Genomic DNA, 20480 nt, shown 5'->3' with positions numbered 1-20480 from the left:
GTCACTCCGTGGGAGTTGCGGTGTCTATGCGCGATTCATGCGCGATCAGCTTCACCAGACCATCCGTCAGGGTCGCGGCGCGGGTGTCGTCGTCAGGCCACAGGTGACCGTACGTCTTCAGCGTTTCCGTAGCGTCCTTGTGCCCCAGCCTATGCGCCACAGCCACCGGGGACATGCCCCCGGAGATGAGCTGGGATGCGTGGTAGTGGCGGAGCTCATGCCAGCCCTTGCCCACGGCCGGTGTCGACTCACGGACGTGCCGCCACGCCTCCCCCGCAGTGTGTCGAGTGATGGCCCGGCCGCTCGAGTGGAAGACCAGACCGCCAGGTCCGTGCTCCTTCTGGCTCAGGTCCCGTAGAACCTGCAGGGTCGCGGCGCCGACATGGATCCGCCGGCGACTCGATGCCGTCTTCGGCGGCCCCCACTCCGGCGCCTTCGAGCTTTCCCCAATCAGCTGCCGGTCGATGCTGATCATGGACGCCTTGAAGTCGACCCGGTCCCATGTGAGCCCGCGCAGCTCGGATGAGCGCAGACCGGTCGCAGCGCACACCACCACCATGGGCTGATACGGCCGCCACACGGAGTTGGCCAGCTCCTGCACAGTCGCGGTCGTCAGCGGCACGATCGTGGGCTGCTCCACCTTCGGTAGTTTGATCCCCACGCACGGCGTCTTGGCCACAACGCCATCAAGGACCGCGGCCTTGAACATGGCGGCCAGGTACCCGTATGCGACTTTCACCGTCGATGGGGCGAGAGTCTTGGCCCACTCCCCAACGGCGGCCTGCACGTCCGGCCTCTGGACACTGTCCATGGCCATCCCGCCGAGGCTCGGAATGATGTTGAGCCGGAACCGCGCCTCGATCTGCTCCCGGGACGAGGCCCGCTGATGCAGCTGATGCTCTTTCCACGTGACTGCGTATTCTGAGAGGAGGAGCTTCTTGCGGCTGGCCACGTAGACGCCGCGATTGATGTCGGAGACTTGGGCGGCGAGGAAGTCGGTGGCCGCGGCCTTGGTCGCGAACGTCTTGCTGGTCTTCGATCCGCCGGGCGGGGTCCACTCAGCCCGGTAGCGGAGTCCTTTCCCGTAGCCGGGACGGCGGGTCTTGTCTTTCCGGACCCAGAGGTCTTCGACGCGGGCCATTAGAGGATCCTCCGGACCGGTGGCCGGCGGCCGGGGCTGCGGCGCTGGTCCCTGAGCCGGGTTACGGTGTGCGGGTCCCAGGCGTGCGCGGCCGGCATGTCGATGACCCGGTTTACTTCCTGCCAGAACCGGGTGCCGGACAGGTCGAACTCTTCACGGGCTTGCCGTTCCCGGGCGGCCGGGTACTTGAACGGGGCCGCGGCGAGCCTGACCAGGTCTTTATCGCGTCCAGTCAACGTGTCCATTGATTTCCTTTCTGAAGTGCAGGAGTTCCTCGATGCTGAGGGATTGTTCGAAGTTGCGGACGTCTTCGGGCATAACGTTGAGGGCGTGCGCGATCGCCTGGAGATCGTCGGTGACCCGGGCGGCTTCGATGAAGGGCCGGGGGCGGATGAGGTGGCGGGCCGCCCACATGCGGGCTTGGCGTTCCTGCCGGGGCGTGCATCCGACGTGCCGGTAGTGGGCGTGGCCGAGTTCGTGCCAGGCGGTGGAGCGGAGCTGCACGTACCCCAGATCAGGCCTCAAAGTGATGCGGTGCCGGTCCGGGTCGTAGCTCCCCCACCAGCCGTGCGGAGGGTAACCGGACACGATCCGGACCCCCATTTCCTCCGCTTTCCGTTCAAACCCCATGGGGCAAGAACTTACTCGCGGGTGCTGACAGTTTTAGCGGGGAGCCTTCGCACGGTAGGCGGATTGCAGTTCGCGGGACATGTTCACGAGGATGTTCTGGGCGGAGTCAGGCAGGTCCCGGGCGCCGGCCAGGACGAGCGCGGACTCGTCGGGGCCACCCATGTTCAGGCCGAGGTCCTTGGCGCAGGCTCCCACGACTTCACCGACGGTGACGTTGAGGCCGCGGGCCAGACCGAGGATGGTTTCCGGGTCCGGGAAGAGCCGGATCGGGGCGGTGCTGATCTGCTGCAGGCGGGACTGTGTGGGGATGCCACCGCAGTCGCGGGACAGTTCGACGTTGTTCCGGTCACCACGGAGGTTCCGGATGAGGCTTCGGAGGGCTGTGCTTTCGGACATGTGGTGCGCCTTTCAGGAAAGAGTTGAAGTTGTTTCCCCGCCGGCGGGTCCGCGGCGGGTGGCCGGCGGTGCGCCGGGAGTGGTGGGAGTGGTGGGAGTGGTGGTTTAGCTCTTCTTGCCGAAGCTGAATCCGGCACCAGTTTTCAGCGCCGATTCGGATTGCGCTGGGCCTTCGCGGTACCCGACCTTCACGGCATAGGGGCCATCATTGGACGGGATGCCAGGAATTTCGTAGTGCATCGAGCAGGTCAGGCCATCTAGGGTGCTCAATACCAGCTTGCCCTCAAGCGAGACGCCTGATGCAGTCGTGACAGTCGAAACGCTGTCCGCGCTCATGTCCTTCATAAGACCATCGGGCTGAGGGAAGCACTCCAGCTTGGACCCCTTTAGAAGTCGCACCAAGTCACGCCCCTCCCTTACGGTCAGTTGCATTTCCACCTTGCCGGTGAAGAGTTGTGGAGCCTCGACAATCTGACCGCCCAGCTTGTCCTGCACCTTTCCCTCTGTGCCGTTCTTGGCCCAGACGATCCAGTTGGGCCCCTCAACGATCTTGGCGCCAGGTTTGGTTGGGTTCTTGGCCCGCACTTCCTTCTGCGTCTGGCCATTTGTGAAGACCCCGATCACTGCCTTGTCACCGCACGTGTCCTGATCCCAGCCGGCGGTAGCGGAGTTGCCGGCGCCCTTGCCGCACTCAATGTCGAGGACGGATGCCACTGCTTTCCCGAGCGACTCGACTGTCCCGTAGGACGCGTCACGTTCGATCGAGGCTCCGCAGCTGGTTAGAGCCAGGCCGGTTATCACTATTGCGCCAAGCGCTCGTGCTTTCATGTTCCCCCTATGTGTCTTCGGGCATCTGGTCGAGCCCGATATGTTCGTCCGGTTCGCGTGCTGCGAGACGGTAGTCATCCTGCTTCTGATCGAGCGGAGGGTGTACCCGGCCCTCTGTCTTGCGCCTTGCATCTGCCCGGGCCATTCTCCTGGCGACTTCTGCCAGCAGCTCCATATCCGTTACTGCTTCGAGCGTAGATGTCTGCGAGCTGCTCCCCTGTAGGTGAGCGGCCAGGATCCGCCGCAATAGGGGTTCGCGGTTTCTGGGGATACTCTCCCCCCGCTCCCAGTTCCCGACCGTGCGCAGGGTGACCCCTAGTTGGGTCGCCAGTTCCTGCTGTGTCATGCCGGCGGCGTCTCGTGCCGTCCGGATCTGCTCTCCGCTGATCATGGGATTACTCTCTGAGGAAATTTTAGGAAACACAAGCAAGCGTATCTGGGAAAGAGTGCCCAAAAAGTGGAAAACCACGCTTGTAATTCGGCGCATTTGCCCAGCACTGGCGCGGATTTCTTGTCTTTCCCACGTCTTGCTTGACATCTTTCCTATCGTTTCCTATGCTCTTCCTATAGCAACTTTCGACAGACGAAAAGGAAACTCATGAGGATGCGCATGGCCCACGGGCCGGCTATCAGAGCCATCAGGGAAGCCCTCGGTATCAAGCACGGCAAATTCGCCGTGGAATGCGGGATCTCCCCTGGATACCTGACCAACGTCGAAAAGGGCGTCAAGCAGCCCTCCGAGGCAGTCGTCTCATCCATCGCCGCCCGTCTCGGCGTCACGAAAGACGAAATCACCTACGTCATTACCGCTGAAGCCACCGCAGGAAAGTAGGACCCAATGCAGACCCTTATTGCCATCGCATCCGCTCCCGCCACCTCTCCCACACAGGAACTTCGCGACCTCATCGACCAGATGGGCGCCGGACTGGTCAGTGAACACGAAGTCCACAACGCTCTGCTCAAGCTCGAAGCCGATCTCGGCCTGCCGATGACCACCCCCACCGTATGGGAGGGCTGACGAATGGCAGCACTCGAACTCTTCGACTACAACGGGCAGCAGGTACGCACGGTCCTGATCGATGGCGAGCCGTACTTCGTCGCCAGAGACGTCCTTGCCGTCCTTGGCCTCCAGAACCCCACGGAGGCCATGCGAGGCCTGGATGAGGACGAGTTCACTACTACTGAAGTCGTCGATTCGATCGGCCGTTCCCAGGCCATGTTTGCCGTCGCTGAGGCTGGTATGTACTCACTGGTCCTCCGGTCCCGGAAGCCCGAGGCGAAGCTGTTCAAGCGTTGGATCACGCATGAGGTGCTTCCGGCCATTCGGAAGACCGGGGCCTACGCCGCCCCTCAGCCCCTGTCCGGTGCGGAGCTCATGGCTCAGGCGCTGATCGAGGCGCACTCGACGATGGCCACCTACCATGCTCGGGTGAGGGAGCTTGAGCCGATGGCTCAGTCTTGGGAGAAGCTGGCGTCCGCCTCGGGGGATTACTCGGTGCGGGACGCGGCGCAGGTCCTCTGCCGCGATGGTGGTATCCAGATCGGTCAGAACCGGCTCTTCCGCTACCTGCGAGAGGCCCCCCGCCCATGGCTGGACGGGAACAGCCGACCGTACCAGTGGGCCGTGGATCAGGGTTTGGTGGCGGAGAAGATCAGCTCCTTCAAGTTCCACCGCACGAATGGTGAGGAGCAGCTCGCTGCCCCGCAGGTTCGGATCACGGCGAAGGGCTTGAATCGACTCCACCGGGATCTGGGAACCGCCAAGGAGGTCGCACATGCCGGCGTTTAGCAAATCAGCCACGACGACGCTCCCCCGCCGGGCGTACACGCTGCAGGAGGTGTCGGAGATGCTGGCCGAACCGGTGGACACGATCCGCCGGCACTGCCAGACACAGGCGCTCCGGGGTGCGTATAAGACGGGCGGGAAGACGAGCCCGTGGCGGATCCCGAACAAAGCAATTGAGCACTACCAGGCGACGAGGAGCAACCAGTGAGCAAGGATGAGGCGCTGCAGCGGTTGGCGGTTGCGCATGCTGACGCGGTGAAGGCTGAGACGGCGGCGTCGGTGGCGCAGGACCGGAAGCGGGCCGCGGTGCGGGAGGCGTTCAATTCGGGGTGCACGGCGCCGGATGTGGCAGCGATCCTGGGGTCTTCCGTGCAGTGGGCGTACCAGCTGCGGGATAAGCCGCCCCTCAACCTCGCGGTCTAAAAACAAGTGCCACTTGTTTTTGTCACCAGTAGCAGATAGAGTCATCACATCAACAAAAAGAGGCCCGCGGGCTGCAACCCACGGACCTCACGCCCACCGAACCACGAAAAGGATCACCCGATGGACAGCAACCAGCATATCAGCCACCCCTACTGGTTCACCAAGGACCAGGCCGTCAAAGTAGCCCGTGACCTCATCGTCACGCACCACGAAGGCAACGGCCCCGAAACCCAGGACGAAGAACGACTCGCCGTCCGAATCGCACACGTACTCGGCATCATGCCCAACACGTCTGCCGTCAACTCCGCTTTGGATTTGTTGGACGAACTAGCCGCAGTTGAACGCGGCAACCACAACATGCTCATCGACGACAACACCGAGGAAGTCATGGACTACTTCGAGGGCCAGCTGACCGACGCCATCGACGACGTCGTAGCCCGCTTCAAGGACCACATGGAACTCGCAGCATGATCTGCCGCCGCATCCACCTCACCGAGCGCGGGGAAGCAGTCTTCGGCTCCCTGGCCGGCATCGCGTTCATCTCCTCCACCGTCATCTTCTTCGCCGCCCTCGGCGACCTCCTCGGCATCTGAAAGGCTCCCAATGTCCAAGATCACCTCGGCCGAACTGGCCAAGTTCCAGCGCCTCAACTACGTCCAGCTCGCACCCTCCGGCTCCCTCGTCGCACTCGCCGGCAAGAACAAGCAGGGAAAGTCCAGCATCCTCGACGGAATCGAAGCCGCCTTCTGCGGCCACAACGGACGCGTCATCACCCGCCCGATCAACGACGGTGCCGACAAGGCCGCGATCACCATCGAGACCGACGACGGACTGCAAATCACCCGCACCTACAGCGCGGCCGGCTCCCGGCTGACGATCAAGGCGGCCGACGGTGCCAAGTACGGCCAGGCGAAGCTCGACTCGCTGATCGGTTCCCTCGGTATCGACGCCTCACAGTTCGCCAGCCTGAACGACAAGGACCAGCTCAAGACGCTGCTAGGCCTGGTGGACCTGCCCTTCGACCCGGCAAAGCTCGACGCCGAACGCGCCGAACTGTTCGCCAACCGCACCGACGTGAACCGCCGAGCTAAGGAACTGCAGGCGGCCGCGGCAGCGTTCCAGCCCCTCCCCGCCGACCTCCCCACAGAAGAGCTAAGCGTGTCCGCACTCGTGGCCGAGTACCGGAAGGGCGAGATGCTCAACCGGGAAATCACCCAGGCCCGGCAGGCAGCCGTAACGGCCGCCGAGGATGTAGAGCGCCTCAAAGCAGAGCTCAAGGAGGCCGAGGTCCGATTCGCCACCGCGACGGCTCGCGCCCAATCGGCGCCCGACATGGTGGACGTCGAAGCCCTCCAGAATCGGATCGACAATGCCGAAACCACCAACACCCAGATCCGGGCCGCAAAGGGCAAGGCCGACCTTGATGGCCGCTTGACGATTGCCTTGCAGGAAGCCTCCGCCCTCACGGACGCCATGGAGGAAATCGACATGCAGAAGGCCGCCGGGCTCGCCGCCGCGAAGTTCCCCGTCGACGGTCTGGGCTTCGACTCCGAAGGGGTCCTCTACAACGGGCGCCCGTTCAACCGGGCATCATCCGCGGAGAAGGTTCTCGTCTCCGCCGCCATGATGATCGCCCTCAACCCCGAACTGCGCGTGCTCATTGTCCGGAACGGGAACGACCTGGACACGGACAGCCTGACAGCTCTCGAGGAGATGGCCGCCGACGCCGACTTCCAGATCTTCATCGAGATCGTGAACGAGTCCGGCGACTTCGGAATCACGATCGAAGACGGCGAGGTCGCGGCGTGACCGGCTGCTACTGCCGCGGCCAGGCGATCTGCCCCACCTGCGGTGAACACACCTGCACCGACTGCTACTGCGAAGACACCAACCACGGAAAGGACGAGTCGTGAGCACCACCGCCCTCAAGACTAAGGCCCCGGCGAAGGGCCTCACCTTCACCCACAACGGGCACCGCTACCGGCTGGACGGCCTCCCCGTCACCGGCGTGACCACCATCCTCAACGGGGGCATCCCCAAGCCGGCTCTCATCTACTGGTCCGGGAAGACCGTCGCTGAGTACGTCGAAGCGAACCCCGCGGAGATCGAATCGCTGCGGAACCGTGACGACGTCGACATGGTCCGTGAACTCGCGTCCATACCGGCGAAGATCCGGGACGACGCCGGCGTCCGAGGCACCGCCGTCCACGACTTCGCCGAGGCCCTGGCCACCACCGGCACCGTCGAGGACGTCCCGGAAGAGCTGGCCGGCTACGTGGAGGGCTACGCGGACTTCCTCGACCGGTTCCAGATCACGCCGCTCCTCATGGAGCGGCCGGTCGCGTCCCGCAAGGACTGGTACGCGGGGAAGTTCGACATGATCGCCACCTCTCCCCTGCTCAACGACGGCAAGCCGGTGATGATCGACCTCAAGACCTCCAAGTACGTCTACGGGGAGACGGGACTGCAATGCGGGGCCTACTCGCTCGCTGAGTTCTACATCGACGCGGACGGCCAGGAGCACGAGCTCCCGGAGATTGCCGCCACGTATGTCGCCCATGTGACCCCCATGGACCGGGACGGCGAGAACGCCCGCTACGGTGACGCGCCTCTCGGAACGACCCTCTACCCGCTCGCGAAGAACCGGGACGAGATGCGCGGCCACTACGCCATGTTCCTGGCCGCGGCCTACACCCACAAGACCACCAAGCTCCGGGAAGCCATCGTTGGCGCCCCGGTCACCATCGAACAGAAAGCAGTAGCAGCATGAGCGAAGTAGCACTCTCCCAGCAGCAGGCCGGAGGTGTGGCCATCGCAGCCGCGCCCATCGACACGGCCGCAACCCTCAGCCTCGTTGGCTGGGCCTCCGAACTCGACGCAGCCTACAAGCTGGCGTCCATGGTCTGCCAGACCGCGTTCGTACCCCAGCACTTCCGGAACAAGCCGGAGGAGACCGCGGTGGCCATGCTCTACGGCCACACCCTCGAAATGCCGCCCATGGTCGCGGTGAAGTCCATCTACGTCGTCCACGGCACGCCGGCCCTGTACGCCCAGGCCATGTACGCGATCGCCCTGTCCAAGGGGCACGAGATCGAGCGTGTGGAAGCCACAGAGCAGCGCGTTGTGTTCCGGGCCCGGCGCCGCGGCGTGCAGGCCTGGCAGAAGGTCGAGTGGACCATTGAACGCGCCCGCCAGGCCGGCTACACGTCCAACCAGAAGTACAAAGAGAACCCGATCGGCATGCTCACCGAGAAGTGCAAGGCCGAAGCCGCGAAGCTCGTCGCCCCGGACGCCCTGGCCGGCATGTCCTCCGTTGAGGAGATCCAGCTCGGCGACTTCGACGACACCGACTACAGCGCGGCAGACGCCCCGGCGCCGGCGGCCGAGGCGAAGCCGAAGCGGACGGTCCAGCGGAAGCAGGCACCGGCCCCGGACCTGCCCGCGGTCGTCCATGACGCACCCCAGGACGAGCCGGAGGCCCCTGCTGAGCCGCTGGCCACGACCGCGCAGCTCACGAAGATCCACGTCATCCTCGGCAAACTGGGCGCCAGCGACCGCGAAGCCGGCCTCGCCGAGCTGTCCAACTTCACCGGCCGCACCATCGAATCCTCGAAGTCGCTCACCAAGGCCGAGGCATCCCGCTTCATCGAGGACGCCGAGACTCCCCCGGCCGACGCGGACGGGGTCCTCCCCGACGTCGACGCTGAGTGGGGCCTAAGCCAGGCGGCCGGGAACTGATGGCGGGCATGACGGTAACCCCCGCAGGGCTCACGGACTGGCTGATGTTCGGTGAGCGTGGAGTCTCTTCGGAAGCCATTGTCGGGCACCTCGTTTACGGGAAAGTGCGAGGCGGCTTCAACGACCCGGCGGACCCGGCCGACTTCCGCCGCTGCGAGCTGCTGCTTCGGCAGGTCCCGCTACTCCGGCTCGAGCTCCCCCGAATGGCCGAGGTATCGACCCGCTGGGCCGCCCTGTCGGCCAACTGGGACAAGATCGCCGCTCTCCTGGAAGAGGAAGTCCCCAACGTCTGGGAGCCGCTCGGCTACCGGCGCGGAGGCTCGGCACCACGCACTTACGACCTCATGAAGAACATCGAAAAGGAAGCAGCCTAACCATGGCAGGCGAAACCACGATCACCGTGATCGGCAATCTGACCAATGACCCTGAGCTCCGCTTCACCCCGTCCGGATCTCCGGTAGCGAACTTCACGATCGCGTCCACCCCGCGGACCTTCGACCGGCAGTCCAACGAGTGGAAGGACGGGGAAACCCTCTTCCTCCGGGCAAGCGTGTGGAAGGAGGCTGCGGAGAATGTGGCCGAGTCCCTGACCAAGGGCATGCGCGTAATCGTCTCCGGCCGGCTCAAGTCCCGCTCCTACGAGACCCAGGAAGGCGAGAAGCGGACCGTCATCGAGCTGGAAGTCGACGAGATCGGCCCCAGCCTCCGGTACGCCAACGCGAAGGTCAACCGCACCCAGCGCAGCGGCAACGGCGGCGGTTCTAGTCAGGGCGGCGGAAGCTGGAACGGCGGCGGCCAGAGTCAAGCGAACGCGAACGGCGGAGGCTTCGGCGGCGCCCAGCGGGACGACCCCTGGGCAACCCCGGGAGTCAGCAACGCTGGCGGCTGGGGTAACGGCCCCGACAGCGAACCACCCTTCTAACCACCACGATTCAGATCGCGGGCGCCTGCCCTGGGAAACCAGTCGCAGGCGTCCGCTACCAGTCCAACTAGGAGCACCATGAACACCCCAGACCTCACCGCAAGGATCCAAGCCCGGGACGGCGTCGCCGTCGTCATCTACACCAAGAACGAGTGCCGGCAGTGCGACCGCACGAAGATGATCCTCGACCGGGAAGGCGTCGTTTACACCTCGGTCAACGTCGAAGAGGACCAGGTCGCGTTCGACTACGTCACCAAGACACTGAACCGTCGAGAAATGCCCACCGTCGTCGCATCCACCACGGACGGCGACGTCGTCTGGTCCGGGCTACAGCCGGACAAGATCCGCGACCACATCACCCACCGGACGGCCGCCGCATGAGCGGCCAAGAACGCTGCCCGTCCTGCAACGGCGTCATCAACCCGCAAACGGCCGAGTGCCGCTGCTCCGACTAAAGAAAGTGACCACACCTTGAAATTCACCCTCACCGCGGACGCCCTCGCCGACGCAGCCGCATTCGCATCAAAGGGCATCAGCGCCCGCCCGCCCGTCCCCGTCCTCTCCGGCCTCCTGATTGAGGCGCAGCAGGGAGGGCTCCGCATCAGCGGATTCGACTACGAGAAGTCGGCCCGCACCCAGGTCGCCGCCGAGGTTGCCGTGCCTGGCACGGTCCTGCTGCAGGGCCGAATGTTCACGGACATCATCCGGAAGTTCGGGAAGAAAACCGTCACCGTGACCGTGGACGACCGCCGGGCGACCCTCACGGCCGGTTCCGCGGTGTTCACGATGGCCGCCATGCCGGTCTCCGAGTTCCCGCCCATGCCGGACCTCCCGCCCGTTGCGGGCAAGATCGACGGAGACGTGTTCGCGGCCGCCGTCGGCCAAGTCATCGGCGCAGCCTCCGGTGACGACTCGGTGCCCGTGCTCATGGGCGTGCAGCTGGTCTCTGAGGGCGACCAGCTCACCATGCGCACCACCGACCGGTACCGGCTTGCCGAGGTCACCATCCCCTGGCAGCCCGCCGGCGGCGACGTTGACCTGCTGGTCCGGGCGTCATGGCTCACCGACGTTGTGAAGACCCTTGCCGGGGAGGCGTCGTTCCTCGCTGACGGGAATCTCGTAGGCATCCGCACAGGAAACCGTGCCACGACCGCGATCATGCTCGACGGCGACTTCCCCAAGATCAAGACCCTCTTCCCTGACACAACCGCCACTGACGTCACCGTGGACCGTGCAGAGTTCGCCGAAGTCCTCGCCCGGGTCGCCCTCGTCGCCGAACGCAACACCCCCGTACGGCTCACCACCAAAGACGGCTCCATGACCGTGGACGCCGGCACCGGCGAGGACGCCACGGGCACCGAAACCATCCAGTGCGTCGTCTCCGGAGACGACGTCGAGGTTGCTTTCAACCCTCTGTACCTCGCATGGTCACTGGCCGTCACACCGGCCGCCGACGTCGTCCTCGGCTTCCAGGACAACACCAAGAAGCCCGCCCTCGTGGCAGGCCACGACGGACTCCGCCACCTCCTCATGCCGGTCCGGCTCTGATGGGGGCCGAGATCGTTGGTCAGGAAATGCTGCCCGCCGAGTTCCCGGCGCCAGTAATCACCGCGGACATTCTGATCCGCCGCAGCCTCGAAGAGGGGGTTGCACAGCTGGAGTACTTCACCACGGCCCTCAGCGACCGTCCCGGCGACGAGGACGAGGCGGCCAAGGAGCGCCGTATCCTCCGCGGCAACATGCACTGCTTCGCGTACCTCCTGGACGCCGTCATCGCTGACGTCCTCATCGAAGTGCAGGGCTATAACCGGGCATGGGCGGACACCATGGCCGACGCCCTCGAAGACAAGCTCGAAGGCGGCGACTACTACCCCGAAGTGCTGTGGCAGTGGGCCATTGAGCGCGGCCTCGACCCCGAAAAGATCGCCGCCGAGGCGAAGACCCGAATCGACCAGAAAGACACCAAATGAGCACTGCACTGCTTGAGCGGCAAGACATCCTGACCGAGCTGCAGCATCACATGCAGCAGGCGAACAACGAGCTAACCGCGACGGATATGTTCTGCGGCGCCGGCGGATCCTCAACCGGGGCGCTGGAGGTTCCTGGGGTCACGATCAAGACGGCCATGAACCACTGGGCCCGTGCCATCGAGACGCACAACGCGAATCACCCCGAAACGGATCACGTCTGTGCTGACATCCAGATTACGGACCCCCGCTACATCGCGACTTCGGACATCCTGTGGGCTTCCCCCGAGTGCACGAACCACTCAGTGGCGAAGGGCAAGAAGCGGATCACCAACCAGGCGGACCTCTTCGGGGACTCCATCGCGGACGAGGCGGCCGACCGCTCCCGGGCGACCATGTGGGACGTGCCCCGGTTCGCGGAGTGGCACAAGTACAAGCTCATCATCACGGAAAACGTCGTCGATGCGGCGAAGTGGGTCATGTTCGACGCCTGGCTGATGGCCATGGACGCCCTCGGCTACCACCACCACATCGTCTACATGAACTCGATGCACGCCCAGCTCGGCGGCCTCCCGGCTCCACAGTCCCGTGACCGGATGTACGTGATGTTCTGGCTCAAGGGAAACCCCAAGCCGAACTTCGACCTGCTCATGCCGCTGGCCCACTGCGCGACCTGCGACGAGACGGTGCGCTGCGTCCAGTCATGGAAGAACCCGAACTACCGGTGGGGCCGCTACAAAGCCCAGTACGTCTACCGCTGCCCGAACACGAAATGCCGCAACGCCATCATCGAACCGGGATGGCTGCCGGCTGCCTCCGCGATCGACTGGAAGCTTCGGGGTCAGCGCATCGGCGACCGTACCAGGCCGCTGGTTCCCAAGACCATGGCCAGGATCGCTGCCGGGCTCAAGCGCTACCACGGGAAAGCGGTGAGCATCGATGCCGTCCGCGGCGCCGAGATCATCAACCCCGTCCACTCGGAACCGTTCCAGACCCAGACGACCAGCTACACCCGGTCACTCCTCGTGCCAGTGGAAGGCCGGGACGGGAAGGTTGCGCAGCTGCCCAGCGATCCCATGCGGACGCAAACGACCCGCAACGAAACAGGCCTGCTCGCGCTGCCGCTGATCATGCGGAACAACTCGAGCCGCGGGTCCGGTGCGGAGATGTCCAAGCCCGCCACGGAGCCGATGGGCACCATCACGACGGCGGGGCACCAGTCGCTCATCGCGCCACCGGGCAGCCACATGCTCATGGAGTACTACGGCAACGGGCAGATGCACCCCACGTCGAAAGCTATCCCGACGATCACCACCCATGACCGGTTCGCGATGATCACCACCCTCCGCGGCACCAACGCACCCAAGGACGTCGGGCAGCCGCTCGACACGTTCGCCGCCAACGGGCTCCACCACGGTCTGGCCGAATGGAAAGTCCCCGACATCGACGACTGCGAGTTCCGGATGCTCGAACCCCACGAAATCAAGGCAGGCATGGCCTTCCCGAAGGAGTACATCATGCTCGGCAACAAGCGGGAGCAGGTCAAGATGGCGGGCAACGCCGTCACACCCCCGGCCGCCCGCGACCTCGTGGCCTGCATGGCGGAAACGCTGGTGGGAGCATGAGCGAGTACTTGGACTTCCTGAAGGCGAAGGCCGACTTCGAACGCGACTACGGCCAGCCCGTGGAGGCGACGGCCGTTAACCCGATCCTGAAGGACCACCAGCGCGACATCGTCCGCTGGGCAGTTGAGGGTGGGCGCCGGGCGATCTTCGCTGCGTTCGGCATGGGCAAGTCGATGATGCAGCTCGAGACGCTGCGGCTTACCCTGGGCCATGCTGGCGGCCGGGCCCTGATCGTCGCGCCCCTCGGGGTCCGTGGCGAGTTCATCCGCGACGGCCGCAAACTCGACATCACCGTCCGCTTCATCCGCCGCGCCGAAGACATCGACGGCGACGGCATCTACATCACCAACTACGAGACTGTGCGCGACGGGAAACTCGACGTCAACGAGTTCACCGCGGTAAGCCTGGACGAAGCCGGGGTGTTGCGGTCCTTCGGGTCCAAGACGTACCAGACGTTCCTGGCGCTCTTCGATAAGGTCCCCTACCGGTTCGTGGCCACCGCCACCCCGTCCCCGAACCGGTACAAGGAGCTCATCCACTACGCCGGGTTCCTTGGTGTGATGGACACCGGCCAGGCACTCACCCGCTGGTTCCAACGCGACTCCACCCAGGCGAACAACCTCACTCTCTACCCGCACAAGCGGGACGAGTTCTTCATGTGGCTGAACAGCTGGTCGATCTTCCTGCAGAAGCCCTCCGACCTCGGCTACTCCGACGAAGGCTACGACCTTCCGCCCTTGGCCATCGACTGGGTCGAGGTCCCCGTGGACCATTCCACGGCCGGGGTTGATAGGGACGGGCAGGCCCGGCTGTTCCGGGGCGGCGCCAAGGACCTGCAGGGCGTGGCCAAGGAGAAGCGTGACAGCCTCCCTGCCCGCATCGGCAAGCTCATGGAGCTGGTCACCGTGCACCATGCGAGGGAAGACGGCCAGATCATCCTCTGGTGCGACCTGAACGCCGAACAGGACGCCATCGAAGCGGCCCTCAAGGCGGCCGGCATCAGCTACTCCAGCGTCCACGGCTCCCTCGACACGGACGAGGCGGAGCGGCGCCTCGACCAGTGGCGGGACAAGGAAACCTACGCGCTCATCGGCAAGCCGGTGATGCTCGGCCAGGGCCTGAACCTGCAGCAGGCCAACGTCGCCGTCTTCGCCGGCGTCACCTACAAATTCAACGACACCATCCAGGCCTGCCACCGCATCCAACGCTTCGGCCAGACCCGCCCCTGCACCGTGCACCTCATCCACGCCGAATCCGAAGGCGAAGTCGTCACCGCCCTGAAGGACAAATGGGCGCAACACAGAGAGCTGACATCCACCATGACCGACATCATCAAAAAGTACGGACTCTCCCGGAACTCCATCACCGAAGCACTCACCCGCACCATGGGCGTCGAACGCATCGAAGCCTCCGGGGAAGGCTGGGCCCTCGCCAACAACGACTGCGTGGACGAAACCACCCACCACATGGCCGAAAACAGCGTCGACATGATCGTCACGTCCATCCCCTTCTCCAACCACTACGAGTACACGCCCGATTACAGCGACTTCGGGCACACCGACGACAACGACCACTTCTGGGCGCAAATGGACTTCCTCACCCCGCAGCTGCTCAAGGTGCTGAAGCCTGGCCGGATCTACGCCTGCCACGTCAAGGACCGCATCAACTTCGGCAACGTCACCGGCGCCGGCATCCCCACCGTCTCCCCATTCCACGCCGAGGCCCTCTTCCACGGCGTCAAGCACGGCTTCGACTACATGGGCATGATCACCGTCGTCACCGACGTCGTCCGCGAAAACAACCAGACCTACCGCCTCGGCTACACCGAGATGCGGAAGGACGGGACCAAGATGGGTGTCGGCTCCCCCGAATACATCCTGCTCTTCCACAAACCCCAGACCGACCGGTCCAAGGGCTACGCCGACGACCGGGTGGTCAAGGACAAGGACGACTACTCCCTGGCCCGCTGGCAGGTCGACGCACACGCGAACTGGCGCTCCAGCGGTGACCGGCACCTCACCCCTGACGAGCTCGCCGGCCTCCCGGTCGAGCAGCGCTCCAAGCTGTTCACCGAGCAGACCCTCACCGAGGTGTACGACTACGAGAGCCACGTCCGGATTGGGGAAGCGCTGCAGGGCAAGGGGGCGCTTCCGGCCACGTTCATGTCCCTCATGCCCGGATCCTGGGCGCCAGACGTGTGGCACGACATCAACCGGATGCTCACCCTCAACGGGGAACAGAAACGCCGCAACGTCCAAATGCACGTCTGCCCCCTCCAGTTCGACATCGTCGACAGGCTCATCCAGCGGTACACCAACCCCGGGGACACCGTGTTCGACCCGTTCGGCGGCCTCGGCACCGTGCCCCTCCGGGCCCTGAAACTCGGCCGGAAGGGCCGTAGCTCCGAACTGAACCCGGGGTACTTCCTCGACTCCGTCAAATACCTGGAGGCGGAGGAACGCAAACAGGACATGCCCACCCTGTTCGACCTGGCCACCGTGGAGGATGACACCCTCAAGGCCGCCGTCTAGCCATGCCCAGCGGAACCAGTCGTGCTTGTTGCAGAACAGGCACGACTGGTTGCCTAGGCGCCACCAGAAAGGATCATCGTGGAGAAGGCTGACAAAGACAAACGGCCCTACATCACGGTCACGAATGAGCTGTTCCGGCACCCGAAGTTCCGGCGTCTCTCGGACAAAGCAAAGCTCTACCTGCTCGAGCTGTGGGGGACGTGCAACGAGTTCCAGACGGACGGGTTGATCGAACACGCAGTACTCCACGCCCAAGGGAAGAAAGTCGCGGACGAACTGCTCAACGGCTGGGTGGAGGCCACCAAAACCAGCGGTGTCTACTACATGCACGACTACCTCGTGCACCAGAAGTCCAAGGTTGAGATCGAACTACACAAGGCGAAAAAATCCACCGCCGGCGCGATCGGGGCGCACACCAGGCACCACGAGAAAAAGGGCATCTTCGACATCAGTTGCGAGTACTGCCAAGCCACCCGAACCGGTTAGCACCTGCTAAAGCACCTGCCATAGCAAACCCTTAGCACCGGATTAGCACCATTAACCACTAACCACTCTTACTCACCTAAGAGACAACACTCACCACTGTTTTTACTCACCAGTTGAAGAAAGAAATCAGTCAATCGTCACCTAGGTGACGCGAGAGGACGTGAACACTTGACTGACCTCCAGCCCATCACGAAACCGCAGGCCGAGGCCCTCGCCGGGATCCTCCACCAGCTGAGGCCCGAATGGGGCATCCCGTCCATGGTCACCCTCATTGGCCGGAACAAAGACCACCCCGCAACGTTCGAATGCCTCACCATCGCCGCCGTCCACGCAGCAACCCGCACCAAGCCCGACGGCACCCCCGTAGCCGACACCCCCAAAGTCATCTACCAACCAGGCCGGCACTGGGACCACCCCATAGGCGAAACCCCAGCCACCCAACCACCCGGCCCCAACTGCGAAGACCATCCCACCTTCCAAGCCCACAACTGCCGCTGCTGCTGGGCAGACATCAAAGCCGGGCTACGACCCGAAACCGCACTCGGCAAACACCACGAAGAAAGCCAGGAAGCATCATGAACCAGACCCACCCCGTAGGGGCAACCACACACCACACAGAGCAGACCCTCAAGAACCGCTACCAGGAGGCCCTCGACATCTTGAAGGCGTTGGAGGATCGGGAGGCCGTGAGTGGTGGTTCGGCACTGGCTGCGGTTCTGGTGGAGAAGTCGGAGGCGTTGGATTGGGTGGAGCGGACGGCGAGGGATTTGCATGAGTTCCGCGCCGCCCATCGGGAGCGGGCCGCGGCGCCGGGCTGGGCGCGTCCGCACGGCCGGGGTGGGGTGATCGGGCATGGGTAGCATTTTGCGGCCCGGAGAAACGCGTACGGCGGCGCACAGCGGCGAGTGGGAGTTGTTCATCCCGGCGGCAGCAGATTGGATCAACGCAAACGACCGGTTGCACTGGCGACCCAAGGCGCGGTTGACGAAGGCGTGGCGGATGGCCGGCCACATCCACGCCCGGGTGAACGGCTTACCGCGAGGCCTGGGACGTGTCCGGGTCACAGTGCACGTAGTGAAAGCCACCGCCAGGGCCTATGACGCGCACAATCTGATGCCGACGGCGAAGGCGGTCATGGACGGTTTCGTGGACTACGGGCTGATCCCGGACGACACGAACAAGCACCTGGTCGGCCCGGACATCCGGGAGGGCGGGAAAGGCAAGCCGGGCCTGCGGATCGTCATCGAAACACTCGCGCCCGTCGTTGTGGAAACAAGTTGAACTTGTTAGACTTGCGAGTACGCACCATCCCGGAAACCGGAGCTGCAACTCCCCCGGTCCACGAAAAGGAAACCAATGAACACCAAGACCCAGGCCCCCGCCGGCGCAACCTTGCGCACGGTCGGCAGCTCTGACAGCGGCCACACCATCGCCCAGTGCGACGCCGCGGACTGCAGGGACATCAACGGCCGCCCGTGGCAGCAGATGTACTCCCGTCGTACCATCGAGGGCGCCCGCCTGGCCGCCCGGGACATGAACGATCACAACCGCACCCGCCACTCTGCCGAGGCCCAGGCATGACCGCCCCGGCCCAGCCCCGCCGCCGCTCCCCGTGGCGGTTCACCCGCCGCATCACCGACGCCCTCGGCGCCCAACTCGTGCCCGGCCGGCACTACCAGTTCCGAGGCGCCAAATGAGCGCGGTCAGGGTATGCGACGTCTGCGGCAAGGTCGGTGACTCGATGGCGTTCAAGGTCACTGAGAATGCGTCCGGTGAGGTCTGGGAGGCGTGCAACGTCACCTGCTACCTCAAGGGCCACAAGGACCGGGAGGCAGCGAAGTGAGCGCCCGGGCATGGCGGCACCGTAGAGCACGGCATTGGTACAGCATCCTCGGCGGATGGGCGGCCCTTCGTCGGCGGGAAGCAGCAAAGCGCCACGCTTCGAGGCCCGGCTACGGCATGGGCATGGGCGCGAACACCCTCATCCACAAGGGCGGCAAGCCATGAGCGGGCTCCAGCTGGGACAGCGCGTCCGCTTCTCCACCCACCTGCGTCGCAAGACCAAGATCGGAGAAGGCTACTACGCCGACATCACGAAGGTCTGGACCACCGAGGCGTACCCCGGCAAGCAGTACGACGGCGGGGAAGGCATCATCATCGGCAAGCGCACCCTGGCCAATGGCAAGAACCAGTACAACGGCTACGACGAGCCGATCATGTTCATCCCGAAGGAGCGGATCAGCGTCTGGCTGGTTGCCTTCGATATCAACCGCAAGCCCGTCCACGTTCTGCCCGAACACCTCGAGGTGATCCCGTGATCCCGGGCGCTTCGATCACTCCCCCGTTGGAGTCAGCGACCCGCTACCGGGCGTTGCTGAAAGCCCGCCGCGACGCAGCCGACGCCACTGCCCGCGCCGAACAGGCCTACCGCGAAGCCGAAACCGCCCGGGCCCGCCTCGCCACCCTCGAAACCCAACACGCACAGGAGACACGATGAGCAAGACCAGCACCCGGCTCGCCGGACACGAACTCCACTACGAGGGCGCACCGCACGACAAGCAGGGCCGCCCGATCAACTCGGTCTGGGGCGGCACGGCAGGTGTCGGCCGGGCCAAGTGCACCTGCGGGAAGCTGTCGCCCGAGCTCACGTCAGGCACGAAGCGCAAAGCCTGGCACCGCGACCACAAGGACGAGATCCGCAACGCATCGGAGGCCCGCGCATGACCCCGGAACAGCTCGACGCAATCCAGGCACGCGTTGACGCCGCCACAGAAGGACCATGGCGAGTCGAGCATGATAACGCTGACGACTATGAAGCCGGAATCAACTACGGCGACTACCCTTACGCGCTTCATGGCCCGAAGAACGCAAGCCTCACCACCGAGCAGTTGGAACGGCCATTCTTGCAGGACTACAAGAATCGCGTCTCTGAGATGTCAGAGATGACAGACGCCGACGCCGAGTTCATCGCCCACGCCCGCACGGATGTCCCGGCCCTTCTCGCCCTTGTCCGGTCCCAGCAAGCCCAGATCGAACGGGTCGAGGCGGCCATCAGGGATTGCAGTTTCGACTACGACTTCGACGCCCCGACGGTGGTCGACGTCGAAGCCATCCGTGCCGCGCTCACCGCAACGGAGGGGGCGTGATGGGGGCGGCGTTGTTCGACACGTTCACTGTGCACTGCTTCTTCCAGCGTTGGTGCAGCCACAAGGTGACCGGCATCGACCCGCAATCCAACCACGACGAGATGGAAGCCCACTACCGGGACAAGCACTACGGCGTCCACCTGGACATCGTGAATCGAGAGGTGAACGCACGATGAGCGGGATGGCGGAAGTGCTGGGCAGTAAGATCTTTGCCGGGCGCCAGTTGAACGAGCCGCAGATTGAGGCCATAGTCGCCGCGCTCGCCGCTGCGGGGTTCGGGCCGGTCAAGGAAGCCACGGCGAAAGCACTCGAAGACGCGGCGCAGGACTTCGAGGACAACATCGGCGTCGGAGAGTTTGACGAACTGGCCCGACGAGACGGCAGACGGTGGACTCACATCGACGACGCATGGGAATACCAAGGCCCGTACATGGACTGGCTCCGTGCCCGTGCCGCTGCTGCGCGGGGTGACTCATGACCGACCGCACCGTCAACTATGACGCACTGATCGCCCGGGAACGCATCGAGCCGGACGCCGAACCGGACGGGGCAGCATACGCCCGGGCCATCCTCTGCCGCCGGAAACGCAAATGCATCGCCGCCGGAGAACACACAGAAGGCGGCTGTGCCCGTTGCGGCCTCTAGGATGCACCTGCCCGCCCAGCACCTACGACCCGACCAGGGCAAGACCCACAGACCCGGAGTGCCGTGTGCACGGGAAACTAACCAAGGAGGACACATGCACGACGCGAGCTGCATCAGGCCGCGGGTAGTCCAGCCGCCGCCTAACATACGGTCGATCAGCGATCATGCCCAATGCTGGCGGCTCGATCATTCCGGCGCCATGACGTGGTGGGGTCA

36 protein-coding genes are annotated in these 20480 nt (G+C 64.5%); 30 read left to right on the top strand and 6 right to left on the bottom strand.

What is annotated here, in order from left to right; genetic code table 11:
- Window position 1: 1 nt before the first annotated feature.
- From ABC337_RS15480 to ABC337_RS15455, 6 genes are all read right to left on the bottom strand, one after another.
- Window positions 2–1141 (bottom strand): tyrosine-type recombinase/integrase, encoded by a 1140-nt coding sequence (locus ABC337_RS15480; RefSeq protein WP_412883195.1) that lies wholly within the window; start codon window positions 1139–1141, stop codon window positions 2–4.
- A complete protein-coding gene (locus ABC337_RS15475) occupies window positions 1141–1386 on the bottom strand; it encodes a DUF3263 domain-containing protein (protein ID WP_412883196.1) in 246 nt (81 codons plus the stop codon). Before ABC337_RS15475 ends, ABC337_RS15480 begins: the two co-directional genes overlap by 1 nt.
- Window positions 1361–1744 (bottom strand): ImmA/IrrE family metallo-endopeptidase, encoded by a 384-nt coding sequence (locus ABC337_RS15470; protein ID WP_412893308.1) that lies wholly within the window; start codon window positions 1742–1744, stop codon window positions 1361–1363. The genes ABC337_RS15475 and ABC337_RS15470 overlap by 26 nt, the downstream gene beginning before the upstream one ends.
- 60 nt (window positions 1745–1804) lie before the next feature.
- Window positions 1805–2167, bottom strand: coding sequence for a hypothetical protein (locus ABC337_RS15465; protein WP_412883198.1), 363 nt, complete (start codon window positions 2165–2167; stop codon window positions 1805–1807).
- Window positions 2168–2272: 105 nt separating this feature from the next.
- Entirely contained in the window at window positions 2273–2881 is a 609-nt protein-coding gene (locus tag ABC337_RS15460; protein ID WP_412883199.1) for a hypothetical protein, read from the bottom strand.
- A gap of 121 nt (window positions 2882–3002) precedes the next feature.
- Window positions 3003–3533, bottom strand: a complete 531-nt coding sequence (locus ABC337_RS15455) for a helix-turn-helix domain-containing protein (protein ID WP_412883200.1) — start codon at window positions 3531–3533, stop codon at window positions 3003–3005.
- Between the two features lie 60 nt (window positions 3534–3593).
- Here ABC337_RS15455 and ABC337_RS15450 point away from each other — a divergent pair, with 60 nt between their 5' ends.
- The 30 genes from ABC337_RS15450 (at window position 3594) to ABC337_RS15305 (ending at window position 20264) form a co-directional block, all read left to right on the top strand.
- Window positions 3594–3827 (top strand): helix-turn-helix domain-containing protein, encoded by a 234-nt coding sequence (locus ABC337_RS15450; protein WP_412883201.1) that lies wholly within the window; start codon window positions 3594–3596, stop codon window positions 3825–3827.
- A gap of 6 nt (window positions 3828–3833) precedes the next feature.
- The gene (locus ABC337_RS15445; protein WP_412883202.1) at window positions 3834–4013 is read left to right on the top strand and encodes a hypothetical protein; all 180 of its coding nucleotides are present in this window, start codon (window positions 3834–3836) and stop codon (window positions 4011–4013) included.
- 3 nt (window positions 4014–4016) lie between these two features.
- Window positions 4017–4784 (top strand): phage antirepressor, encoded by a 768-nt coding sequence (locus ABC337_RS15440; RefSeq protein ID WP_412883203.1) that lies wholly within the window; start codon window positions 4017–4019, stop codon window positions 4782–4784.
- The gene (locus ABC337_RS15435) at window positions 4771–4989 is read left to right on the top strand and encodes a helix-turn-helix domain-containing protein (protein WP_412883204.1); all 219 of its coding nucleotides are present in this window, start codon (window positions 4771–4773) and stop codon (window positions 4987–4989) included. Before ABC337_RS15440 ends, ABC337_RS15435 begins: the two co-directional genes overlap by 14 nt.
- Complete coding sequence (locus ABC337_RS15430; protein WP_412883205.1) at window positions 4986–5204, top strand: hypothetical protein; 219 nt, start codon at window positions 4986–4988, stop codon at window positions 5202–5204. The genes ABC337_RS15435 and ABC337_RS15430 overlap by 4 nt, the downstream gene beginning before the upstream one ends.
- Before the next feature lie 120 nt (window positions 5205–5324).
- Window positions 5325–5675, top strand: a complete 351-nt coding sequence (locus ABC337_RS15425; protein ID WP_412883206.1) for a hypothetical protein — start codon at window positions 5325–5327, stop codon at window positions 5673–5675.
- Window positions 5672–5797 (top strand): hypothetical protein, encoded by a 126-nt coding sequence (locus tag ABC337_RS15420; RefSeq protein WP_412883207.1) that lies wholly within the window; start codon window positions 5672–5674, stop codon window positions 5795–5797. The genes ABC337_RS15425 and ABC337_RS15420 overlap by 4 nt, the downstream gene beginning before the upstream one ends.
- Window positions 5798–5807: 10 nt before the next feature.
- Window positions 5808–7013 (top strand): OLD family protein, encoded by a 1206-nt coding sequence (locus ABC337_RS15415; RefSeq protein WP_412883208.1) that lies wholly within the window; start codon window positions 5808–5810, stop codon window positions 7011–7013.
- A gap of 100 nt (window positions 7014–7113) precedes the next feature.
- Entirely contained in the window at window positions 7114–7974 is an 861-nt protein-coding gene (locus tag ABC337_RS15410) for a hypothetical protein (RefSeq protein WP_412883209.1), read from the top strand.
- A complete protein-coding gene (locus ABC337_RS15405) occupies window positions 7971–8942 on the top strand; it encodes a hypothetical protein (protein ID WP_412893289.1) in 972 nt (323 codons plus the stop codon). The genes ABC337_RS15410 and ABC337_RS15405 overlap by 4 nt, the downstream gene beginning before the upstream one ends.
- An 8-nt stretch (window positions 8943–8950) precedes the next feature.
- Window positions 8951–9316 (top strand): hypothetical protein, encoded by a 366-nt coding sequence (locus ABC337_RS15400; RefSeq protein ID WP_412883211.1) that lies wholly within the window; start codon window positions 8951–8953, stop codon window positions 9314–9316.
- 2 nt (window positions 9317–9318) lie between these two features.
- Window positions 9319–9864, top strand: a complete 546-nt coding sequence (locus ABC337_RS15395) for a single-stranded DNA-binding protein (protein ID WP_412883212.1) — start codon at window positions 9319–9321, stop codon at window positions 9862–9864.
- 78 nt (window positions 9865–9942) lie between these two features.
- Window positions 9943–10245 (top strand): glutaredoxin family protein, encoded by a 303-nt coding sequence (locus ABC337_RS15390; protein WP_412883213.1) that lies wholly within the window; start codon window positions 9943–9945, stop codon window positions 10243–10245.
- 90 nt (window positions 10246–10335) lie between these two features.
- The gene (gene dnaN / locus ABC337_RS15385) at window positions 10336–11412 is read left to right on the top strand and encodes a DNA polymerase III subunit beta (protein WP_412883214.1); all 1077 of its coding nucleotides are present in this window, start codon (window positions 10336–10338) and stop codon (window positions 11410–11412) included.
- A 26-nt stretch (window positions 11413–11438) separates the two neighbouring features.
- On the top strand, window positions 11439–11834 hold the full coding sequence (locus tag ABC337_RS15380; RefSeq protein ID WP_412893209.1) for a hypothetical protein: 396 nt from the start codon (window positions 11439–11441) through the stop codon (window positions 11832–11834).
- Complete coding sequence (locus tag ABC337_RS15375) at window positions 11831–13456, top strand: DNA cytosine methyltransferase (RefSeq protein WP_412893288.1); 1626 nt, start codon at window positions 11831–11833, stop codon at window positions 13454–13456. The genes ABC337_RS15380 and ABC337_RS15375 overlap by 4 nt, the downstream gene beginning before the upstream one ends.
- The gene (locus ABC337_RS15370) at window positions 13453–15987 is read left to right on the top strand and encodes a DNA methyltransferase (RefSeq protein WP_412893287.1); all 2535 of its coding nucleotides are present in this window, start codon (window positions 13453–13455) and stop codon (window positions 15985–15987) included. Before ABC337_RS15375 ends, ABC337_RS15370 begins: the two co-directional genes overlap by 4 nt.
- A gap of 78 nt (window positions 15988–16065) precedes the next feature.
- The gene (locus tag ABC337_RS15365; protein ID WP_412893286.1) at window positions 16066–16473 is read left to right on the top strand and encodes a hypothetical protein; all 408 of its coding nucleotides are present in this window, start codon (window positions 16066–16068) and stop codon (window positions 16471–16473) included.
- A 168-nt stretch (window positions 16474–16641) separates the two neighbouring features.
- A complete protein-coding gene (locus tag ABC337_RS15360) occupies window positions 16642–17052 on the top strand; it encodes a hypothetical protein (protein WP_412893285.1) in 411 nt (136 codons plus the stop codon).
- Window positions 17049–17333, top strand: coding sequence for a hypothetical protein (locus ABC337_RS15355; RefSeq protein WP_412893284.1), 285 nt, complete (start codon window positions 17049–17051; stop codon window positions 17331–17333). Before ABC337_RS15360 ends, ABC337_RS15355 begins: the two co-directional genes overlap by 4 nt.
- 214 nt (window positions 17334–17547) lie before the next feature.
- Window positions 17548–17754 carry a hypothetical protein gene (locus tag ABC337_RS15350; RefSeq protein WP_412893283.1) on the top strand — a complete coding sequence of 69 codons (207 nt, stop codon included), beginning with the start codon at window positions 17548–17550 and terminating at the stop codon, window positions 17752–17754.
- 75 nt (window positions 17755–17829) lie between these two features.
- On the top strand, window positions 17830–18054 hold the full coding sequence (locus ABC337_RS15345) for a hypothetical protein (protein ID WP_412893282.1): 225 nt from the start codon (window positions 17830–17832) through the stop codon (window positions 18052–18054).
- 112 nt (window positions 18055–18166) lie between these two features.
- Window positions 18167–18316, top strand: coding sequence for a hypothetical protein (locus ABC337_RS15340; RefSeq protein ID WP_412893281.1), 150 nt, complete (start codon window positions 18167–18169; stop codon window positions 18314–18316).
- A 160-nt stretch (window positions 18317–18476) separates the two neighbouring features.
- Window positions 18477–18791: a hypothetical protein gene (locus tag ABC337_RS15335; RefSeq protein ID WP_412893280.1), complete on the top strand. Its 315-nt coding sequence runs from the start codon at window positions 18477–18479 to the stop codon at window positions 18789–18791.
- Window positions 18788–18970, top strand: a complete 183-nt coding sequence (locus tag ABC337_RS15330) for a hypothetical protein (RefSeq protein ID WP_412893279.1) — start codon at window positions 18788–18790, stop codon at window positions 18968–18970. The genes ABC337_RS15335 and ABC337_RS15330 overlap by 4 nt, the downstream gene beginning before the upstream one ends.
- Window positions 18967–19197 (top strand): hypothetical protein, encoded by a 231-nt coding sequence (locus tag ABC337_RS15325; RefSeq protein WP_412893278.1) that lies wholly within the window; start codon window positions 18967–18969, stop codon window positions 19195–19197. Before ABC337_RS15330 ends, ABC337_RS15325 begins: the two co-directional genes overlap by 4 nt.
- On the top strand, window positions 19194–19619 hold the full coding sequence (locus tag ABC337_RS15320) for a hypothetical protein (RefSeq protein ID WP_412893277.1): 426 nt from the start codon (window positions 19194–19196) through the stop codon (window positions 19617–19619). Before ABC337_RS15325 ends, ABC337_RS15320 begins: the two co-directional genes overlap by 4 nt.
- Window positions 19619–19795: a hypothetical protein gene (locus ABC337_RS15315; protein WP_412893276.1), complete on the top strand. Its 177-nt coding sequence runs from the start codon at window positions 19619–19621 to the stop codon at window positions 19793–19795. Before ABC337_RS15320 ends, ABC337_RS15315 begins: the two co-directional genes overlap by 1 nt.
- Entirely contained in the window at window positions 19792–20097 is a 306-nt protein-coding gene (locus ABC337_RS15310; protein WP_412893275.1) for a hypothetical protein, read from the top strand. The genes ABC337_RS15315 and ABC337_RS15310 overlap by 4 nt, the downstream gene beginning before the upstream one ends.
- Window positions 20094–20264 (top strand): hypothetical protein, encoded by a 171-nt coding sequence (locus ABC337_RS15305; RefSeq protein WP_412893274.1) that lies wholly within the window; start codon window positions 20094–20096, stop codon window positions 20262–20264. The genes ABC337_RS15310 and ABC337_RS15305 overlap by 4 nt, the downstream gene beginning before the upstream one ends.
- Window positions 20265–20480: the final 216 nt, after the last annotated feature.

This window comes from Arthrobacter phoenicis (genome assembly GCF_047238215.1).
In the GTDB taxonomy this organism is placed as follows: domain Bacteria; phylum Actinomycetota; class Actinomycetes; order Actinomycetales; family Micrococcaceae; genus Arthrobacter.
This window is presented reverse-complemented; position numbering and strand designations above follow the sequence as displayed.

Excerpts from the sequence above, each read along its gene's own strand:
- ABC337_RS15480 (WP_412883195.1), bottom strand. The coding sequence starts at position 1,141 with ATGGCCCGCGTCGAAGACCTCTGGGTCCGGAAAGACAAGACCCGCCGT.
- ABC337_RS15475 (WP_412883196.1), bottom strand. The coding sequence starts at position 1,386 with ATGGACACGTTGACTGGACGCGATAAAGACCTGGTCAGGCTCGCCGCG.
- ABC337_RS15470 (WP_412893308.1), bottom strand. The coding sequence starts at position 1,744 with ATGGGGGTCCGGATCGTGTCCGGTTACCCTCCGCACGGCTGGTGGGGG.
- ABC337_RS15465 (WP_412883198.1), bottom strand. The coding sequence starts at position 2,167 with ATGTCCGAAAGCACAGCCCTCCGAAGCCTCATCCGGAACCTCCGTGGT.
- ABC337_RS15455 (WP_412883200.1), bottom strand. The coding sequence starts at position 3,533 with ATGTCAAGCAAGACGTGGGAAAGACAAGAAATCCGCGCCAGTGCTGGG.
- ABC337_RS15450 (WP_412883201.1), top strand. The coding sequence starts at position 3,594 with ATGAGGATGCGCATGGCCCACGGGCCGGCTATCAGAGCCATCAGGGAA.
- ABC337_RS15445 (WP_412883202.1), top strand. The coding sequence starts at position 3,834 with ATGCAGACCCTTATTGCCATCGCATCCGCTCCCGCCACCTCTCCCACA.
- ABC337_RS15440 (WP_412883203.1), top strand. The coding sequence starts at position 4,017 with ATGGCAGCACTCGAACTCTTCGACTACAACGGGCAGCAGGTACGCACG.
- ABC337_RS15435 (WP_412883204.1), top strand. The coding sequence starts at position 4,771 with ATGCCGGCGTTTAGCAAATCAGCCACGACGACGCTCCCCCGCCGGGCG.
- ABC337_RS15425 (WP_412883206.1), top strand. The coding sequence starts at position 5,325 with ATGGACAGCAACCAGCATATCAGCCACCCCTACTGGTTCACCAAGGAC.
- ABC337_RS15420 (WP_412883207.1), top strand. The coding sequence starts at position 5,672 with ATGATCTGCCGCCGCATCCACCTCACCGAGCGCGGGGAAGCAGTCTTC.
- ABC337_RS15415 (WP_412883208.1), top strand. The coding sequence starts at position 5,808 with ATGTCCAAGATCACCTCGGCCGAACTGGCCAAGTTCCAGCGCCTCAAC.
- ABC337_RS15405 (WP_412893289.1), top strand. The coding sequence starts at position 7,971 with ATGAGCGAAGTAGCACTCTCCCAGCAGCAGGCCGGAGGTGTGGCCATC.
- ABC337_RS15400 (WP_412883211.1), top strand. The coding sequence starts at position 8,951 with ATGACGGTAACCCCCGCAGGGCTCACGGACTGGCTGATGTTCGGTGAG.
- ABC337_RS15395 (WP_412883212.1), top strand. The coding sequence starts at position 9,319 with ATGGCAGGCGAAACCACGATCACCGTGATCGGCAATCTGACCAATGAC.
- ABC337_RS15390 (WP_412883213.1), top strand. The coding sequence starts at position 9,943 with ATGAACACCCCAGACCTCACCGCAAGGATCCAAGCCCGGGACGGCGTC.
- ABC337_RS15380 (WP_412893209.1), top strand. The coding sequence starts at position 11,439 with ATGCTGCCCGCCGAGTTCCCGGCGCCAGTAATCACCGCGGACATTCTG.
- ABC337_RS15375 (WP_412893288.1), top strand. The coding sequence starts at position 11,831 with ATGAGCACTGCACTGCTTGAGCGGCAAGACATCCTGACCGAGCTGCAG.
- ABC337_RS15370 (WP_412893287.1), top strand. The coding sequence starts at position 13,453 with ATGAGCGAGTACTTGGACTTCCTGAAGGCGAAGGCCGACTTCGAACGC.
- ABC337_RS15355 (WP_412893284.1), top strand. The coding sequence starts at position 17,049 with ATGAACCAGACCCACCCCGTAGGGGCAACCACACACCACACAGAGCAG.
- ABC337_RS15345 (WP_412893282.1), top strand. The coding sequence starts at position 17,830 with ATGAACACCAAGACCCAGGCCCCCGCCGGCGCAACCTTGCGCACGGTC.
- ABC337_RS15340 (WP_412893281.1), top strand. The coding sequence starts at position 18,167 with ATGAGCGCGGTCAGGGTATGCGACGTCTGCGGCAAGGTCGGTGACTCG.
- ABC337_RS15335 (WP_412893280.1), top strand. The coding sequence starts at position 18,477 with ATGAGCGGGCTCCAGCTGGGACAGCGCGTCCGCTTCTCCACCCACCTG.
- ABC337_RS15325 (WP_412893278.1), top strand. The coding sequence starts at position 18,967 with ATGAGCAAGACCAGCACCCGGCTCGCCGGACACGAACTCCACTACGAG.
- ABC337_RS15320 (WP_412893277.1), top strand. The coding sequence starts at position 19,194 with ATGACCCCGGAACAGCTCGACGCAATCCAGGCACGCGTTGACGCCGCC.
- ABC337_RS15315 (WP_412893276.1), top strand. The coding sequence starts at position 19,619 with ATGGGGGCGGCGTTGTTCGACACGTTCACTGTGCACTGCTTCTTCCAG.
- ABC337_RS15310 (WP_412893275.1), top strand. The coding sequence starts at position 19,792 with ATGAGCGGGATGGCGGAAGTGCTGGGCAGTAAGATCTTTGCCGGGCGC.
- ABC337_RS15305 (WP_412893274.1), top strand. The coding sequence starts at position 20,094 with ATGACCGACCGCACCGTCAACTATGACGCACTGATCGCCCGGGAACGC.